The sequence below is a fragment of the Candidatus Eisenbacteria bacterium genome (assembly GCA_016235265.1).
Lineage (GTDB): Bacteria > Eisenbacteria > RBG-16-71-46 > RBG-16-71-46 > JACRLI01 > JACRLI01.
In genome coordinates this window covers 195,089-211,648 of the sequence record JACRLI010000015.1, presented here as the reverse complement: position 1 = coordinate 211,648, position 16,560 = coordinate 195,089, and the positions used below count along the sequence as shown (strand labels likewise).

Annotated in this window: 13 protein-coding genes; 7 read left to right on the top strand and 6 right to left on the bottom strand. The window is 72.9% G+C overall.

Annotation, left to right across the window (positions count from 1 at the left end; translation table 11 throughout):
- Window positions 1–2: 2 nt before the first annotated feature.
- From ftsA to HZB25_09075, 3 genes are all read left to right on the top strand, one after another.
- Window positions 3–1,223 carry a cell division protein FtsA gene (gene ftsA / locus HZB25_09085; protein MBI5837386.1) on the top strand — a complete coding sequence of 407 codons (1,221 nt, stop codon included), beginning with the start codon at window positions 3–5 and terminating at the stop codon, window positions 1,221–1,223.
- 118 nt (window positions 1,224–1,341) lie between these two features.
- Window positions 1,342–2,484 (top strand): cell division protein FtsZ, encoded by a 1,143-nt coding sequence (ftsZ, locus tag HZB25_09080; GenBank protein ID MBI5837385.1) that lies wholly within the window; start codon window positions 1,342–1,344, stop codon window positions 2,482–2,484.
- Window positions 2,485–2,630: 146 nt separating this feature from the next.
- The gene (locus tag HZB25_09075; GenBank protein MBI5837384.1) at window positions 2,631–4,307 is read left to right on the top strand and encodes a tetratricopeptide repeat protein; all 1,677 of its coding nucleotides are present in this window, start codon (window positions 2,631–2,633) and stop codon (window positions 4,305–4,307) included.
- A gap of 125 nt (window positions 4,308–4,432) precedes the next feature.
- Here HZB25_09075 and HZB25_09070 read toward each other — a convergent pair whose 3' ends face one another.
- Both HZB25_09070 and HZB25_09065 read right to left on the bottom strand, forming a co-directional pair.
- Window positions 4,433–4,819 carry a CZB domain-containing protein gene (locus HZB25_09070; GenBank protein MBI5837383.1) on the bottom strand — a complete coding sequence of 129 codons (387 nt, stop codon included), beginning with the start codon at window positions 4,817–4,819 and terminating at the stop codon, window positions 4,433–4,435.
- A gap of 296 nt (window positions 4,820–5,115) precedes the next feature.
- Window positions 5,116–5,334 (bottom strand): 50S ribosomal protein L28, encoded by a 219-nt coding sequence (locus HZB25_09065; protein ID MBI5837382.1) that lies wholly within the window; start codon window positions 5,332–5,334, stop codon window positions 5,116–5,118.
- 193 nt (window positions 5,335–5,527) lie between these two features.
- Here HZB25_09065 and recG point away from each other — a divergent pair, with 193 nt between their 5' ends.
- Window positions 5,528–7,555 carry an ATP-dependent DNA helicase RecG gene (gene recG, locus HZB25_09060; GenBank protein ID MBI5837381.1) on the top strand — a complete coding sequence of 676 codons (2,028 nt, stop codon included), beginning with the start codon at window positions 5,528–5,530 and terminating at the stop codon, window positions 7,553–7,555.
- Window positions 7,556–7,950: 395 nt separating this feature from the next.
- Window positions 7,951–8,652 (top strand): zinc-ribbon domain-containing protein, encoded by a 702-nt coding sequence (locus HZB25_09055; protein MBI5837380.1) that lies wholly within the window; start codon window positions 7,951–7,953, stop codon window positions 8,650–8,652.
- Here the strand turns inward: HZB25_09055 and HZB25_09050 are convergent.
- The 3 genes from HZB25_09050 to HZB25_09040 are packed head-to-tail and all read right to left on the bottom strand — an operon-like array spanning window position 8,649 to window position 12,073.
- On the bottom strand, window positions 8,649–9,944 hold the full coding sequence (locus HZB25_09050; protein MBI5837379.1) for an MFS transporter: 1,296 nt from the start codon (window positions 9,942–9,944) through the stop codon (window positions 8,649–8,651). The genes HZB25_09055 and HZB25_09050 overlap by 4 nt on opposite strands.
- A gap of 21 nt (window positions 9,945–9,965) precedes the next feature.
- Entirely contained in the window at window positions 9,966–11,117 is a 1,152-nt protein-coding gene (locus tag HZB25_09045; protein MBI5837378.1) for a glycosyltransferase family 4 protein, read from the bottom strand.
- Window positions 11,099–12,073, bottom strand: a complete 975-nt coding sequence (locus HZB25_09040; GenBank protein ID MBI5837377.1) for a hypothetical protein — start codon at window positions 12,071–12,073, stop codon at window positions 11,099–11,101. The genes HZB25_09045 and HZB25_09040 overlap by 19 nt, the downstream gene beginning before the upstream one ends.
- A gap of 275 nt (window positions 12,074–12,348) precedes the next feature.
- On the opposite strand from HZB25_09040, the gene HZB25_09035 reads away from it, so the two are divergent.
- Both HZB25_09035 and HZB25_09030 read left to right on the top strand, forming a co-directional pair.
- Window positions 12,349–13,230, top strand: a complete 882-nt coding sequence (locus tag HZB25_09035; protein MBI5837376.1) for an ABC transporter ATP-binding protein — start codon at window positions 12,349–12,351, stop codon at window positions 13,228–13,230.
- Window positions 13,227–14,804 (top strand): hypothetical protein, encoded by a 1,578-nt coding sequence (locus tag HZB25_09030; protein ID MBI5837375.1) that lies wholly within the window; start codon window positions 13,227–13,229, stop codon window positions 14,802–14,804. The genes HZB25_09035 and HZB25_09030 overlap by 4 nt, the downstream gene beginning before the upstream one ends.
- A gap of 181 nt (window positions 14,805–14,985) precedes the next feature.
- Here HZB25_09030 and HZB25_09025 read toward each other — a convergent pair whose 3' ends face one another.
- Window positions 14,986–16,440, bottom strand: a complete 1,455-nt coding sequence (locus HZB25_09025; protein ID MBI5837374.1) for an aminoacyl-histidine dipeptidase — start codon at window positions 16,438–16,440, stop codon at window positions 14,986–14,988.
- Window positions 16,441–16,560: the final 120 nt, after the last annotated feature.

Here is a 16,560-nt window from a genome sequence, read left to right as displayed (position 1 = left end):
CCATGGGCAAGACGCGACGTATCGCAGGACTGGACATCGGGACCACCAAGATCTGCGCCTTCGTGGCCGAGATGAACGGCGGGCCGCAGCCCCGCGTGGTGGGCTTCGGACAGGCGCCCTCCGAGGGCCTCCGCCGCGGCGTGGTGGTGGACCTCGAGAAGACCGTGGCGGCCATCGAGGCCGCCATGGACGAGGCGGAACAGCAGGCCGGCTTCCCGGTGCGCGAAGTGGTGGCCGGCATCGCGGGCGACCACATCCGCAGCATCAACAGCCGCGGCGTGGTGGCGGTGGCGCGGCGCGACAACGAGATCACGCCGCAGGACATCGCGCGCGCCCTGGAGCAGGCCCGCGCCATGGCCATCCCGGTGGACCGCGAGATCATCCACGCCATCACCCAGCAGTTCATCGTGGACGACCAGGACGGCGTCCGCGACCCGCTGGGCATGACCGGCGTGCGGCTCGAGGCCGACGTGCACATCATCACCGGTGCGGTCACCGCGGCCCGCAACATCGTGAAGGGCATCTCGCGGGCCGGGCTCAAGGTGCGCGACCTGGTGCTGGAGCCGCTGGCCTCCAGCCACTCCACGCTGGAGCCCGACGAGCGCCAGATGGGCGTGGTCCTGATCGACATCGGCGGCGGCACCACCGACGTGGCGCTGTTCCACGAGGGCAGCATCCGGCACACCGCCATCCTGCCGCTGGGCGGGGCCAACGTGACCAACGACCTGGCCATCGGCCTGCGAGCGCCCTTCGAGAAGGCCGAGGAACTGAAGATCCACCACGGTTGCGCGCTGGCCTCGAAGGTGGACGCCTCCGAGCTGATCCTGGTGCCGGGGGTGGGCGGGCGGGAGACGCGCGAGATCTCGCGACACCTGCTGGCCTCGATGATCGAGCCGCGAATGGAGGAGATCTTCCAGCTGGCGCTGCGGGAAGTGCGGCGCAATCCCTACTTCGACGCCGTGGGCGCCGGGGTGGTCCTCACCGGTGGCACCGCACTCCTGTCCGGGGCGCCGGAACTGGCCGCCGAGATCTTCCAGCTGCCGGTGCGCGTGGGCGTGCCCGGCGGCGTGGAGGCGTTGCCGGAGCAGGCCTGCGACCCGCGGTTCGCCACGGGCGTGGGACTGCTGCTGCACGCGTTCCAGGAGGAGCCCGATGAGGCGGCCGGACGGCTGGGCTCGCGGCTGGGTGGCATTCGACAGTGGATCCAGGACCTGGTCTCGTAGGAGCCCGGTCCGGAAGCAGCATCATGACGAACGAGAGACGCGCGGATGCGACGGGCACGGAAGCCCGGATCCCCGCGCCAGGCATGAACGGTTCGCGAACCCGTCAAGGAGGACGAGCATGCTTTTCGAGATCGAGCCCGTGGAGCAGCACCGGCTGGCCTGCGTGAAGGTCATCGGCGCCGGCGGCGCCGGCGGCAATGCCGTGCAGCGCATGATCGACTCCGGGATGAGCGGCGTGGACTTCATCGTCGCCAATACCGACATGCAGGCGCTCAACCGTTCCACGGCTCCGCGCAAGCTGCAGATCGGAGGGCGCCTGACCAAGGGGCTCGGCTCCGGCGGCAACCCGGACATCGGCCGCCAGGCGGCCGAGGAGGACGAGGCCCTGATCGCCGAGGCGCTCGAGGGCGCCGACATGGTGTTCGTCACCGCCGGCATGGGCGGGGGCACCGGCACCGGCGCCGCCGCGGTGGTGGCCTCCATCGCGCGGCAGCGCGGCGCGCTCACCGCGGCGGTGGTCACCAAGCCGTTCTCCTTCGAGGGCCGGCGCCGCGGCGAGCAGGCCGATCGCGGGCTGGAGGCGCTCAAGGAGCACGTGGACACGCTGATCGTGATCCCCAACGAGCGGCTGCTCTCGGTGGTGGACGCCAGCACGCCCCTCAACGAGGCGTTTCGGGTGGTGGACGACGTGCTGCTGAAGGCCACCAAGAGCGTCACCGACATCATCGCGGTGCCGGGACTGGTCAACCTGGACTTCGCCGACGCCCGCGCCGTGATGGCCGACCGCGGCCACGCGCTGATGGGCAGCGGCCGGGCCAGCGGCGCCAACCGCGCCTTCGAGGCGGCGCGCCAGGCGGTCGAAAACCCGCTGCTGGAGGACGTGTCCATCAAGGGCGCCGAGGCGCTGCTGGTGAACGTGACCGGCGGGCTGGACCTGAGCCTGCACGAGGTCCGCGAGGCGGTGAACCTGGTGGTGGAGGAGGCCGGCGCCGACGCCTCGGTGTACTTCGGCGCGGTCATCGACACGGCCATGGAAGGGGAGCTCTCGATCACGGTGATCGCGACCGGCTTCGGCAAGGTCAGTTCGCCGCGGATCTCGCTGGTGGAACCGCCGCCCACGGACGGGCACTACAACCCGGAAGACCTCGCGCAGCCCGCCTTCATGCGGCAGGAGCGCCCGGGGGCGATGAAGCGGCTCACCCAGATGTTCTCCCGGGACAACCTGGAGGTGCCGACGTTCCTGCGCCGCCAGGTGCGCTGAACCGGGAGCGGCCGGGCCCCGGCCCCCGCGCGCCACGCGCGAGGCGGGCCGGGCCTTGAGTCCGCCGCCCGGTCGGCCGATAACCGTACCTTGGGGGGTCCCGGACGGGGCCCCCAAGACGGGCGCGGGCCCGGGCTGGAGGTTGCATGTCCCTTTTTACGCGCCTGTTCCGCTGGGGTGACAACGAGCACTACAACCGCGGAATCCGCTATTTCAACCAGCGCGACTACGACCGGGCGATCCTCGAGTTCGAGCAGGTGATCCGTGACGGGCGCGACCCGGGCAATCCCTACTACAACCTGGGTCTGTTCTACGCGGCCGAGACGCGCGCCAACCTGGGCCTGGCCTACCTCCAGAAGGGGGACGCCGAGCGCGCCGCCGCGGAGTTCCAGAAGGCCGTCTCCGAGAACCCCGACTACGCCGACCTGCACCACTACCTGGGCGTGGCCCTGTGGCGCCTGCAGCGCCATCCGGAGGCCGCCGCCAGCCTGGACGCGGCGCTGGCCCGCAACGACGGCTACACCGCCGCGCGCTGCTACCGCGTGCTGGTGGCGCACGCGATGGGCGACCAGGACGCCGTCCACGCCACCCTGGAGAAGCTCTCCCAGGGCGGCTTCCGGCTGCGCTCCGGCGCCCACCTGCAGGCCTACACCGCCCTTACCGACGACCTGCTCACCGAGATGCGCGAGACGGTGGACCACCAGACCCGCAGCAGCGAGTTCCTGAACGCGGCCATCGACCTGTACAACCGCGGCCTGGTGGACGACGCCATCCCTCAGCTGCGAAAGGCCCTGGCCGAGACGCCGGGTTACGCCGACCTGCACTGCCGCCTGGGCGTGGCGCTCAAGGAGACCGGGCAGCTGGAGGAGGCCACCGAGCAGCTGGTGGCGGCCATCCGGGTGAATCCCCGGTACGCCGAGGCGCAGGTGCACCTGGGACAGTCCTGGTTCCTGCGCGGGGAGCCTTCGCGCGCGGCACAGGTGTTCGAGACGGCGCTGGGACATCATCCCGAATACCCGGACCTCCGGCTGCACCTGGGGGTGGCGCGCTATCTCCAGGGCCGCCTGGAGGAGGCGCGCCTCACGCTGGAGCAGCTGCTGGTGAAGAACCCGCACATGGCCCGCGCGCGCAACTACCTGGCGCTGGTGGCCTACGCCCTGGGCGACACCGAGGGCGCGGTGCGGGAGCTGGCGCTGGCCGTGGAGCAGGACCCCGGGCTGGCCGAGGGTGCGGCCGACCTGGGCTACATCCGGCTGTCCCGCGGCGAGCACGCGGGGGCCATCCAGGAGTTCCGCCGGGCCATCGAGATCTGGCCCGACTACCCCGACCTGCGCTTCAACCTGGCCACCGCCTACTTCGAGGCCGGCCAGCTGGATGCGGCCGAGGAACAGCTGAAGGCCGCGCTGGTGCTGAACCCGGAATATGGCCTGGCGCACCTGGCGATGGGCCGGCTGGTGGTGCGCCGCGGCGACGACGTGTCGGCCCGCGCCTGGCTCGAGAAGGCCGTGCAGCTCAACCCCGCCTACGCCGACGCTCACAAGCACCTGGGCAGCTGCCTGGCCCGTCTCTCCGACTACGACGGCGCCGAGCGTGAGCTGAAGGAAGCCCTGAGGATCAATCCCGCCTACGTGAAGGCCCGGTTGGAACTGGGCTGGCTGCTCCGCCGCACCGAGCGGGACGCCGAGGCCCGCGCCGAGTTCGCCACCGTGCTGGAGCTGGACCCGGGCAACCCGGTGGCCCGCAGCCAGGTGCAGGGAGGCTCGGAGGGGCTCAAGGAGGCCCGGCCTGTGACCCCGGTGGCGGAGGCGGGGGCCCCGGGCTAGGTCCCGGGCCCGCGGATCCCTCCGCGCGTGCCAGGTGGCTCAAGGGAAGGCGCCCCGGGGAGTGCCCGGGGCGCCTTCTCGTGGGAACTTGCCGGGAGCCCGCGACCCGCCGCGACACCCGCGCGCTAGGCCGCCTCGGCCTTCCACTCCAGCAGGGTCTTCACCAGCGCCAGGGACCTGCGGGTGAACTCCCCCTCGCCCTCCACCTCCAGCCGGGCCTCCGCCAACAGCCCCGCGCGCGCCATGTCCAGCACCCGGGTGGCGTGCGCGTGGAACTCGGCGTGCAGCCGCACCACCTCCGCGTACCGCGGGGTGGTGCGGATCTGGGGAGGGCAGTCCTCGAAGAGCCACTTGCCGAGGTCGCAGGCGTGATCGTCGCGCACCCGCGCCGGGGTCAGGTCACAGGCCTCCCCGTCGAGCGCCTTGCGCATGGACTGCTTCCAGTTCCCATGCGCCGCGATGGCGTAGCTCAATTCCCTGAACACGGGGTTCTGTTTCTGGCTGCAGGGCATCCTTACGGCCTCATCCTCCCCGGGTCGAACGCGGCGACCGGTCCCGGGGGGAGGGGACAGGGCGAAGGTGCGCCATCCATCGGAAGTCTGGGGAAATTTCGGCCGGGCTGTTCCGGATCTTGAGGGAGTTCCTCCCTCCTGATTGCGCCTTGTTCCGCCCCGAGGGGTGAGCATGGGAGCCCGGAGGCGATCTGCCGCGGCCTGGAAAAGCAGGAAGCGCAACCGGTGTCGGCTGCGCTTCCGATGCATCGCCCGGGCCCGGCGGGTGCCTGGGCGCTCCGACGGGGCCTTGCCCGCTACGCGGTGGAGGCCACCTTGCTCTTCGAGGCGGCCTTCTGGACGCGGTCGCTGCGCAGGCAGCGGGTGCAGATGCGGATCTGCACGGTGCGGCCGGCCTGCACCACGCGCACGTTCTTCAGATTGGGGAGCCAGCGGCGCTTGGAGATATTGTGGGCGTGGCTGACCCGGTTGCCGCCCTGGATCCCCTTGCCGCAGACTTCGCACTTGCGAGCCATGACTTGACGTCCTCCTCGTGACTGTTCTAAGGATGCCGCAGACCCCCGGCCCGCGGGGCGGGCGGCAGGGCCCAGTGGGGCCCGCGCATCGGTTGGGGCGGCAAACTTCAAGAGTCTAAACCAGCCCCCCGGGGCTTTCAAGGACTACTTTCTGACCCTACAACCCCAACAGCCGCTGCAGTTTCTGAAGGGGGTGGGCCCGCAGCGGGCGCGCCTGCTGGCCCGGTTGGGGCTCGAGACGGCGGCCGACCTGGCGCGCCACTTCCCGCGCCGACACGTGGACCGGACCACCCTGGTGCCGGTCTCCCAGCTGCGCCCCGGCGACCGCGCCGGGGTGCTGGTCCGGGTGGTGAGCGGCGAGGCCCGCCGCACCCGGTCCGGCCGGACCGACTTCGTCGCCCGGGTGGCGGACGACACCGGCCCGCTGACGGCCATCTTCTACCACCAGTCCTACCTGTCCCGGATCCTGGTCCCCGGGGTGGAAGTGATGCTGTGGGGCACCCCCGAGTACGGCCGCGAAGGGGTGCTGCGGGGGCCCGAGTTCGAAGTGGTCAGCGACGAGGATCGCGAGCAGCTGCACCTGGGCCGCATCGTGCCGCTCTATCCCGGCACCGCGGGCCTGAGCCAGCGGGCGATGCGCGGCTGGGTCCGCCAGGCCCTCGAGGGCCTGGCGCCGCCCGTGGAGGCGCTGCCCGCGGACCTGCTGGCGGCCCGAAGCCTGATGCCCGCCGCGGAGGCGCTGCGCGAAATCCACTTTCCTTCCGACTGGGGGCGGCTGGCACGAGCCCGCGACCGATTCGTGTTCGAAGAATTCCTGGCCCTCCAGTGGACCCTGCTCACGCGCAGGGCCCGGGTGCGCTCCGTCCCCTCGCCGGTGCTGGACTGCGCCGCCGCGGCCGCGCGGGCTTTCGTGGACGCGCTGCCCTTCATGCTGACCGGGCCCCAGCACGCGGCGCTGGAAGCCATCGGGGCCGACCTGCGTTCGGGCCATGCGATGCAGCGGCTGCTGCTGGGCGACGTGGGCTCCGGCAAGACGGTGGTGGCGCTCACCGCCTGCGCCGCGGCCCAGGCCGCCGGGCGCCAGGCGGCGGTGCTGGCCCCCACGGAGATCCTCGCCCGCCAGCACTTCGCGTCCGCGCAGCGCTTCATGGCCCCCCTGGGCACGCGCGTGGCGCTGGTGGTCTCGGCCATGAAGGCGAAGGAGCGCCGGACGGTGCTGGCGGCGCTGGAGGCCGGCGAGGTGGACCTGGCCGTGGGCACGCACGCGCTGCTGGAGGAGCGCGTGAGGTTCCGCTCGCTGGCGCTGGCGGTGATCGACGAACAGCATCGCTTCGGCGTGGAGCAGCGCGCCCGCATGGCCGACAAAGCGCGCGGCGTCCACCAGCTCATCCTCACCGCCACGCCCATCCCGCGCACCCTGGCGCTGGCGCTCTACGGCGACCTGGACGTCACCGCGATGCGCGGCAAGCCGCCGGGCCGCCAGCCGGTGCGCACCCGGCTCTCCAGCAATGACCGGCGCGAGTCCATCTACGAGTACATGGAGGAGCGGGTGCGGGAGGGGCGCCAGGCCTACGTAGTGTACCCCGCGGTGGAGGAGAGCGACCGCTCCAGCCGCAAGGCGGCCACCCGGATGTGCGCGGAGCTGCGGCGCCACCCGCGCTTGGGCCGCCTGCGCATCGGACTGGCGCACGGGCAGCTGCCGGCCGCGGAGCGGCAGACCGCCATGGACGCCTTCCGGCGCGGGGAGCTGGATGTCCTGGTGGCCACCACGGTGATCGAGGTCGGCGTGGACGTGCCCAATGCGTGCTTCATGCTGGTGGAGCAGGCCGAGCTGTTCGGGTTGTCGCAGCTGCACCAGTTGCGGGGGCGCGTGGGGCGCGGTCCGCACGGTTCCGTTTTCGCGATGCTGCCCTCCGAGGAAGCGGGGCAGGAGGCGCTGGCGCGGTTGCGCGTGCTGGAGCAGACGGAGGACGGGTTCAAGATCGCCGAGGAAGACCTGAAGCTCCGGGGCCCGGGCGAGGTGGCGGGCACGCGCCAGAGCGGCCTGCCGGAACTGCGGCTGGCGGACCTGGCGCGCGACCTTTCGGCGCTGGAGGCGGCGCGGGAGGAGGCGGCGATCCTGGTGCGGGAGGATCCGGAGCTTGTGGCGCCCGGGCATGCGGGGTTGCGGGCGTTGCTCGAAGGCGTGCGCGGGGCGCGGCGGCTCGCGACCACCGCCTAGCGCGCGGAAGGCCCTGCGGTTGGCTCTCGACGGGAAGGGGCTGGCGCGCTAGAGTTCCGGCGTTGAATCCTCGCCGGGGGCGATCTGCCTGGACTCTTGCGCAGCGCGGGCCCCTGGCGGCAACCGCGACGTCTTCCTGAGAGGAGACCCACATGTCCGGCCGTCCGCCGCTGCTCCGGGGCTCGTTCCGGTCCCCGCTGATGCGGACGGACTTGTTGCACGGGCCGCAGTGGGTGAGCGCGGAGCGGAGGGCGCGCGGGATTCGCGACGAGAGTGGGTTGGGGGGCGCGGCCGTGGCGGCGGGGCAGGGGCCCGTCGCGGGGCCACCCTGCGATGTTCCCGAGGCCCGCGGGGGTGTTCCCTCCCGGGCCGATTTACTGGATAATCAGCGCACCATGTCCGACAACGCGACCATCCTCACCGTCTGCCCGCACTGCCGACGCAAGTACCGGGTGCTGGCCAGGTTTGTCCCGCCGCAGGGAGTCCGCGCCCGGTGTCCGCACTGCCGGGCGGTGTTTTCCATCGTTCCGCGGGTGACTCCGTCCGCGACTTCGCCCCGAATGCCGGCCCCGGTTCCGCCGGGGGAACGGCCGGCCGCCCCGGGCGCGGTCGCGCCCGACGTCCAGGTTTCAACACCCGCCGCGGCCGCGGCCGTCGTTTCCACTCCGGAAGCCGCAGCTGCCGTGGCTGCAGCCCCGGCCGGTGCCGAGGGTGCGCCACGGCCCACGTGGTCCTCCGACCTGGAGCGCGCGCGTCCCGCGCGCGGCGCCATCGGTGAAGTGCGGCCCCGTCCGCTGGAGCGCAACGGCCACACCGATCCCTCGCCTTTCGGTCTTCCCACCAACGGTTCGCAGGATGCTTCGCACGCAAACGCGCGCAGCCTGGCGCGCGCGCTGGCCAGCGACCTGGCGGCCTATCACCCCGAGGAGTGCCGCACCGGCCACGATACCGGCAAGCTGGTGAAGCTGCTGGCCGCCGAGATCGCGCGCTCGTGGGAGATGTACAACCGCGAGGTGGGCCCGGAGATCGCGTCGGGGACGCCGTACTTTCGGGAGGCCCTGAACGAGTTCCTGGCCTGCGGGGAGAGGTACTTCTAGGAACGCAGCGGGCGGCGCACGGCGTAGTAGGCGCCCAGGGCCGCCAGCGCCACCGCGCCCCCCGCGATCCAGCCCGGAGCGGACGCCGGGCCCGCCAGCCGCCCCAGCCCCAGCGCCACCAGCAGGAATCCCGCCTTGCAGAAGAAGTCCCGCGCCGCCATCGCGCCGCCGCGGGCCGAGCCGGGCAGCGCCTCCATCAGCTCGGTGTCGGCCAGGATGTAGACGGGCGCGGTGGCGAAGCCGGTCACGAACGCGGCCGCCACGATCCACGCGGGATCGGTCGCCAGGGCCAGCAGGCCCAGGCCCACCGCCGCCACCCACAGCCCCACGCCCGAGAGCAGCGAACGCGCGCGGCGCAGCCGCGAGCCGAAGAACGCCGCGCCGATGGCCCCGCCTCCGCCCACGGCGGCCAGCGCCGGCGCCAGCAGGTCGGTGATCCGCGGGCTCAATTCCTGGATGCGCAGCGTGCCGCACACGTGCAGCAGCGCCCCCACGATCCAGGTGGTCCAGATCAGCAGCGCGGCGGCCACCGAGCGCTCGGTGCGGAAGAGCTCGGCGAAACCGCGGGCACCGGGCCACAGGGGGCGTGGGGATGCGGCGCCGGGGGCCTGCCGCGGAGTCGGGGGGGTGGAGGCGCCGGCTTCCACCGGCGGCGCCGCGGGCCGCAGGAGGCCTCCGGTCGCGTCCTCATCGGCCGCCGCCCGCCGCGGCAGCTGCAGCAGCGTGAGCACGCTGATCGCGAACGTGGCCGCGTCCGCGATCAGCGCTCCCCGCACGCCGATGAGCGCCAGCAGCGGCCCGCCCAGGAGGGTTCCGAACAGCGTGGCCAGCACCGAGGCGAGCAGGCCCAGGGCGTTGGCCGGGTTGAGCTCGTCCTGGCGCACCAGCTCGGGCACGATGGCCAGCCGCGCGGGCAGGAAGAACACGTTGGCCACCGCCCCGACGCCCACCAGCGTCAGCGCGCCCCAGGTGGGCAGCCATGGAACCGCGAACGCCAGCCCCAGCGTCAGGGCGGCGCGCGCCGCGTCGGCCTGGATCATCACGTCCCGCCGCGCCCAGCGGTCGATCCGACCGGCGGCCCACGGGCTCAGCAGCGCCGCGGGCAGCAGCAGCGCCACCGCGAGGCCCGAGAGTGTGCCGGCGCCGCCGGCGGTCCGGAACTGGGAAGTGCGCTCGGAAAGCACCGCCACCAGCGCGAGGTAGTTGAGCCGGTCGCCGATGAGCGAGAAGGCCTGGCCGGCCAGCAGCCAGCGGAAGGGGCGGGAGCGGAGCGGGGAAAGGAGCGCGGCCACCACCGGGGCGGTCCCGAGGCCCTAGGGCCGCGGCGCGGCCGCCCGCGGGGAGGCGGGCGCGGGCAGACCCGCGGCGGCGCGGTACTCTTCCTCGAGCTGGTCCACGACCACCGGCCAGGCGAATTCCATGGCGCGGGCGCGGGCGCGGCGCGCCAGCGTCTCGCGGGTGGCCGCGTCGTCCAGGATCCAGCGCAGCGCGTCGGCCCAGCCGGCCGCCCCCCGGCGGGCCACCAGCACGCCGTCCACGCCGTGACGCACCACGTAGCGGTACCCGGGCATGTCGGTGGCCAGCACCGGCAGCCCGCTGGCGAGTGCTTCCAGCAGCACGATCCCGAAGCTCTCGTTGCGGGTGGCCGGCGCGCAGAAGATGTCGGCCGAGGCATAGAAACGTGGCAGCAGCTCGGGGCTCACGCTGCGCAGGAACAGCACCTCGCAGCGGGCGAAGGCGGCCTGGGCCATCAGCGGCTCGCGCAGCGGTCCGTCGCCCACCACCAGCAGCCGCACGCGGTCGCCCAGGTTGAGCCGGCGCAGCGCCGAAAGCAGTACCTGCAGGCCCTTGCGCGGCTCCAGGCGGCCCACGAAGAGCAGGTTCACGCGCCCGTCCCGCAGCCGCGAGTAGGCGGGCACTTCGGGATGGAAGCGGTTGGGGTCCACGCCGCTGGGCACCACGCGCACGCCCGCGGTGTCGAAGTAACGGCCCAGGAACTCCAGCGCCGCGGGGCTCACCGCCAGGCGCCGCGTGAGGGCGCGGTAGCGGGGCCGGAGGTAGGGGCGCCACGCGGCCATCAGCCAGTGTCGCCGGGCGTACGAATGGAAGTGGCCCACCACCGGCACGCGGCTGGCGTCGCAGGCGAACAGCGGCAGCGTGGGGATGAACGGCGAGTGCACGTGCACCACGTCGAAGTTGCCCGGCGTGAGCAGCCGCGAGAGGTCCTGGCGCAGGCCCCGTCCGATGGCCACGTCGGACACGCCGCCCAGCATCGGCACCGACATGTTGCGGCCCAGGCGCACGCAGCGGAAATCTGTGGCCACCTCGCGTGGCTCCGAGGGCGCGCCGGTGATCACCGTCACGTCGTGGCCGCGGCGCATCAACTCGCGCGCGGTGTGCGCGGTGTGCTCGGTGAGCCCGCCGAGGCGCGGGTAGAAGGATTGGGTTACGATCGCGATGCGCACGGCGTGGTCTCCGGGGCAGAGCGGGCCGGCTCGCATGGGCGGGCCGTGGCAGGGCTGTCGGCCCTCCGGGCCGGTTCCGCGCCGAAGGCGGCGGGCTCGTCCCAGCGCAGTTCGCGACACAGGCCCCAGTGGTCCAGGTGCGTGGCGATCAGCCGGCCCTCCGCCTCCACCAGGGCACGCTTGAGCCGCAGCGTGCAGGCCGCGCCGCGGGGTGCGGCGACCGGGCCCTCGAGGAAGAGCTCGAAACCGTGGTCCGTCGGCAGGCATCGGGCGCGCCACAGGGGCGCGCCTGAACGCCTCGACAGCGCCACGGCGGCGTCCAGGCCGCGAGCCGCATCCCGCTCACCCCGCGGCTGGTACCCGTCCCAGGCGATGCCGGCGAGTTCCCCGCGGCGCAGCGCCTCCAGCAGCGGCGCGGTGCCCGAGGTGCGGGGGCGGTAGTGCACTCCCTGGCCGGCGCGGGAGCGGATCACTCCCCGCCACAGCAGCGGCCCCAGCGGCCGGTCGGCGTGCGCGGTCGTGGGCAGTCCGTGCGCGGCGAGGGTGCGGATCCCGACGTCGGGGATGCCCACGTGATTCCAGACCACCACTGCCCCGGCACCGGAAGATGCGCTCGCGCGGAGCGCCTCCAGCCCGTGCACCTGGACCTGGCGCCGCAGCCAGGAGGCACTCCGGGCCGGCGCCGCGATCATCTCGAGGATGGTGCGCACGCGCGCCCGTTGCATGCTTCGCGCCACGCTCCGGCGCCGCGCGGCGGTGAGCCGCGGTGCCACGCGCTCGAGGTTGGACAGGAAGCAGCGGACCGCTGACGGGTCGGCGGCGTCTGCGCACGCCGAGAACACGCGCACGGTCGCCACGGGGACGGCGTGCAGCAGCGCCGCGCACGGCAGGCCCACGAGATGATAGGCGGCGAGGGCGAGACGGCCGGCCGGGCCGCGGGGGAGATCGGGATTCACCCGGTCAAGGTATGAAGGGGGGAGGGGGAAGTCAAGGCGGTGGGCCGTGATGGGGGCCGTGATGTGTGGCGGGCCGTGATGGCAGCCGGGCCCTGATGGGGCGGGACCGTGACGCGGCCGGGCCGATGCCCGCGCCCGGACATTGAAACCCCCGGGCCAATCCGCTCGTCAGCTATCATGTCCCCGCTCTTTCGCCAGGGCCGGGCTCGCCCGGTTTCCAAGAGTCGTTCCCCGATGCCCGTCCGACGAGTCGAGCCCCTTCCACGGAGGCCGCCTTGAACCTCGAAATCCGCGACGTCGGCAAGCGCTACCCCGGAAACGTCTGGGGCCTCCGCGGCTTCAGCCTGGACCTCGGCCCCGGCGTGCTGGGACTGCTGGGGCCCAACGGGGCAGGGAAATCCACACTGATGCGCATCCTGGCCACCATCACGCGGCCCACCGAGGGCTCGGTGACCTGGGATGGCACGGACATCGTGGCCCACCCCGACGGCCTGCGCTCGGCCCTGGGATACCTGCCGCAGGACTTCGGCGTGTATCCCAATCTCAACGCGCGCGAGTTCCTGGAATACATGGCCGCGGTGAAGGGCCTCGACGGGCGCGCCGCGCGCCGCCGCATCGAAGAGCTGGTGCAGCTCACCAACCTGGCGGGGGTGCTGCGGCAACCGCTGGGCTCCTTCTCCGGCGGGATGCGGCAGCGCGTGGGCATCGCGCAGGCGCTGCTCAACGACCCGAAGCTGCTCATCGTGGACGAGCCCACCTCCGGGCTGGACCCCGAGGAGCGCGCGCGCTTCCGCAACCTGCTCTCGGATCTCTCCGGAGAGCGCATCGTGATCCTCTCCACCCACATCGTCTCGGACGTGGAGGCGGTGGCCACCGAGATCGCCATCCTGGACCGCGGGACGCTGCTGGCGCACGCCTCGCCCGAGGAATTGCTGCGCGGCAGCGAGGGCCGCGCATGGGAGTGGGTGATCCCCAGCTCGGAGCTGGCGGCGGCCCGCGCGCGCCTGCGCATCAGCGGCGCGGTGCGCCGCGGCGACGGGGTGCACCTGCGCCTGGTCTCGGACGGGCCCCCGGGCCCCGGCGCGCGGCAGGTCCCGCCGACACTGGAGGACGCCTACCTGTTGTGGACCGCGACGCGCCGCGAGGCCCGGGCGTGAAGACCGCCCGCATCCTCCTGCGCATGGTGCGGGCCGACTTCCTGGAGCGGGTGCGCCGGCACGCCTTCCTGGTCACGCTGGCGCTGGCCGCGTGGCTGGGCTACTCGGTGAACGCCGGCCAGTTCATGCTTCGGCTGGACCACTACCGCGGCGAGTACAACTCCGCCTGGATCGGCGGGCTGATGGCCACGGTGGTCACCACCATGCTCTCGCTGGCCGGTTTCTACGTGGTGCGGAACAGCGTCGAGCGCGACCGGATCACCGGCGTGGGGCAGATCCTGGCGGCCACGCCGATGCGCCGGCCGCTCTACACGCTGGCGAAGATGTTGAGCAACTTCCTGACGCTGGCCTCGATGGTCGCGGTGCTGGCGCTGGCCGCGCTGGCGATGCAGGGGATCCGCGGCGAGTCGGCGCACGTGGACTGGTGGCCGCTGCTGAACCCGTTCCTGCTGATCGCTCTTCCGGCGATGGCGGTCACCGCGGCGCTGGCGGTGTTCTTCGAGTGCGCCCCGGGTCTCTCCGGGAGCGCGGGCAACGCCATCTACGCGGGGCTGTGGGCCACCTCGATCTCGGTGGCGCTCTTCACAGGCTGGGACATGCAGGGAATCCGACTGCTGTATTCCAGCATGGGCGCCGCGTGTCGAGCGGCGTACCCGTCCTACCAGGGCGGCTTCCTGATCGGCTACTCCGGGGCGGTCCCGGTGCAGACCTTCGTGTGGGAGGGGGTGCGCTGGACCGGCGCGTTGATGCTGGAGCGGTTGATGTGGGTGGGCGTGGCGCTGGGAGTGGCATTGCTGGCCGCGGTGTTCTTCGATCGCTTCGATCCCGCGGCGCGCCGTGGTGGGCGCCGGGGGCCCGCCGCCGGGGGCGGTGAGCCCGCGGAGGGCGTGCCCGAGGCCGGCCCGGGAGCGCTCATGGACGTCGTCGCGCCCGCGCGCCTGACGCCGCTGGGGCCGGCGCCGTCGCGCGGCCGGCTGTTCGCGCTGCTGCGCGCGGAGCTGACGCTGCTGTACCGCTCCCAGCCGAAGTGGTGGCGGCTCGTCGCCCTGGGACTGCTGGTGGCCGGCTTCGCGATGCCGCCGGACATTTCGCGCCGCAGCATCCTGGTGGCCGCCTGGATCTGGCCGCTGGCCGCGTGGTCCTCCATGGGTGCCCGCGAAGTGCGCCACGGTGTCTCGGGGATGATCTTCTCCGGTCCCCATCCGCTCCTGAGGCAGCTTCCGGCCACCTGGCTGGCCGGGTTCCTGCTGGCGCTGGCCGCCGGGGCCGGGGTGGGGGTGAGGCTGGCGATGGCGGGGGACGCCGCGGGCGTGGGGGCGTTCCTCGCCGGGGCCGCGTTCGTGCCCTCGCTGGCGCTGGCGCTGGGCGCGTGGAGCAACACGCCGCGCGCCTTCGAGGCTGTCTACACGCTGCTGTGGTACTTCGGCCCGCTCAACCAGGTGCCGCCGCTGGACTACATGGGTGCGTGGAAGGAGTCGGTGGCCCTGGGCGCGCCGTGGTTCTACCTGGCAGCCGTGCCGGTGCTGGTCGCCCTGGCGACCGCAGGCCGAAGCCGGAGGATGCGCACCGCGTAGCGCTTCAGCATCATCTCCGCAGATACAGGTCGGTGGCAGCGCCGGGCGTCGATCCGGCGCAGCCGGACGACCCCGGCGCCCCGCCAGCGCCGTCCGCGCACCCGGACCGGCCCGGCGCCCCCGCCAGTGCGGTTCGCGCAGCCGGACGACCCCGGCGCCCCGCCACTGCCGTCCGCGCCGCCTACTTCACGTCCTTCAGGATCGCCAGCAGGAACTCGTAGAACCGCCCCACCGAGCCGACGTGGATGCGCTCCTCCGGCGAGTGCACCGACTCCAGCACCGGGCCGAACGAGACCATGTCCATTCCGGGGTAGCGCTCCCCGATGATGCCGCACTCCAGGCCGGCGTGGACCGCCTTCACGTCCGGCTCGCTGCCGCGCAGCCGGCGGTAGGTGCCTGCCGCGGTCTTGAGGATGGGCGAGTCCAGGTTGGGCTTCCAGCCCGGGTAACCGTCGGAGACATGCACCTCGGCCCCGCCCAGCTCGAGCACCGCCACCACCGTGTCGCCGATCTCCTGGATCTCGGACGCCACCGAGCTGCGCTGGCTGGTGGCCAGGGACACCGACTTCTTGCCGGTGGCGATGACCGCCACGTTGGTGGAGGTCTCCACCAGCCACGAGATCTCCGCGCTCATCTTGATGACGCCGTGGGGCAGCCCCGAGATCACCTGCAGCAGCTTCTTCTGCAGCGGGCGCCGGAATACCTTTCCGCCGCGCGTCTTCACCGCCGTGGCGGTCACCCGCAACCCGGGCTCCACGGTGGCCAGCTCCGCGCGCGCCACGCGGTCGAACTCCTCCAGCGCGGCGGTCGCGCCCGCCAGCTTCGCCTTCGGAACCCACACCAGCGCCACCGCGTCGCGCGGGATCGCGTTGCGCTTGTTGCCGCCGTCCATGCGCGCCAGCCGCGCTCCGGATTCCCCCGCCAGGCGCAGCGCGCGGCCCAGGATCTTGATGGCGTTGCCGCGGCCCTTGTCGATCTCCAGGCCCGAGTGGCCGCCCCGCAGCCCTCCCACGGTGATCTCAAGGGCCACGGAGCCCGCGGGGGCCGCGTCCCACTCGAGGGCCCAGTTCCCGTTGGTGTCGCGCCCGCCGGAGCAGCCGACGAACAGCGCGGTCTCCTCCTCGGAGTCGAGATTCAGCAGGATGCGGCTGGTCACGAAGCCGGGCTCCAGCCCCTTGGCCCCGGTCAGGCCGGTCTCCTCGTCCACCGTGAACAGGAATTCCAGCGGGCCGTGCTCCAGGGAGCGGTCCTCCATGATCGCCAGCGCCGAGGCCACCGCGATGCCGTTGTCGGCTCCCAGCGTGGTGCCGTCGGCCCGCAGCCACTCCCCGTCGCGCACCAGGTTCAGCGGGTCCTTGAGGAAGTCGTGTTTGAGATCGGGACGCTTCTCGCACACCATGTCCAGGTGGCCCTGCAGGCACACCGAGGGCGTCCGTTCGCGACCGGGCGAGGCCGGCTTGCGCGCCACCACGTTACCCCAGCGGTCCTGGCGCGCTTCCAGCCCCAGCTGCTTCGCCACCTTCAGGACCCACGCGCCCGCGGCCGCTTCGTTCTTCGATCCGCGGGGAATCTTCGACAGCCCGGCGAAGTACTTCCAGACCAGTTCCGGCTTCAGACCCTCGATTGCGCTCGACATCGCTGCTTCCTCTCCCGTGGGTTGGGCGCTGCTCATCGGACGGCACAGAACCCGGCCATCATAGCCCAGCGGGGGCGTTCGCGCAGCCGCGGCCGCGCCCCGTCTCCCGCTCCGCCCGGT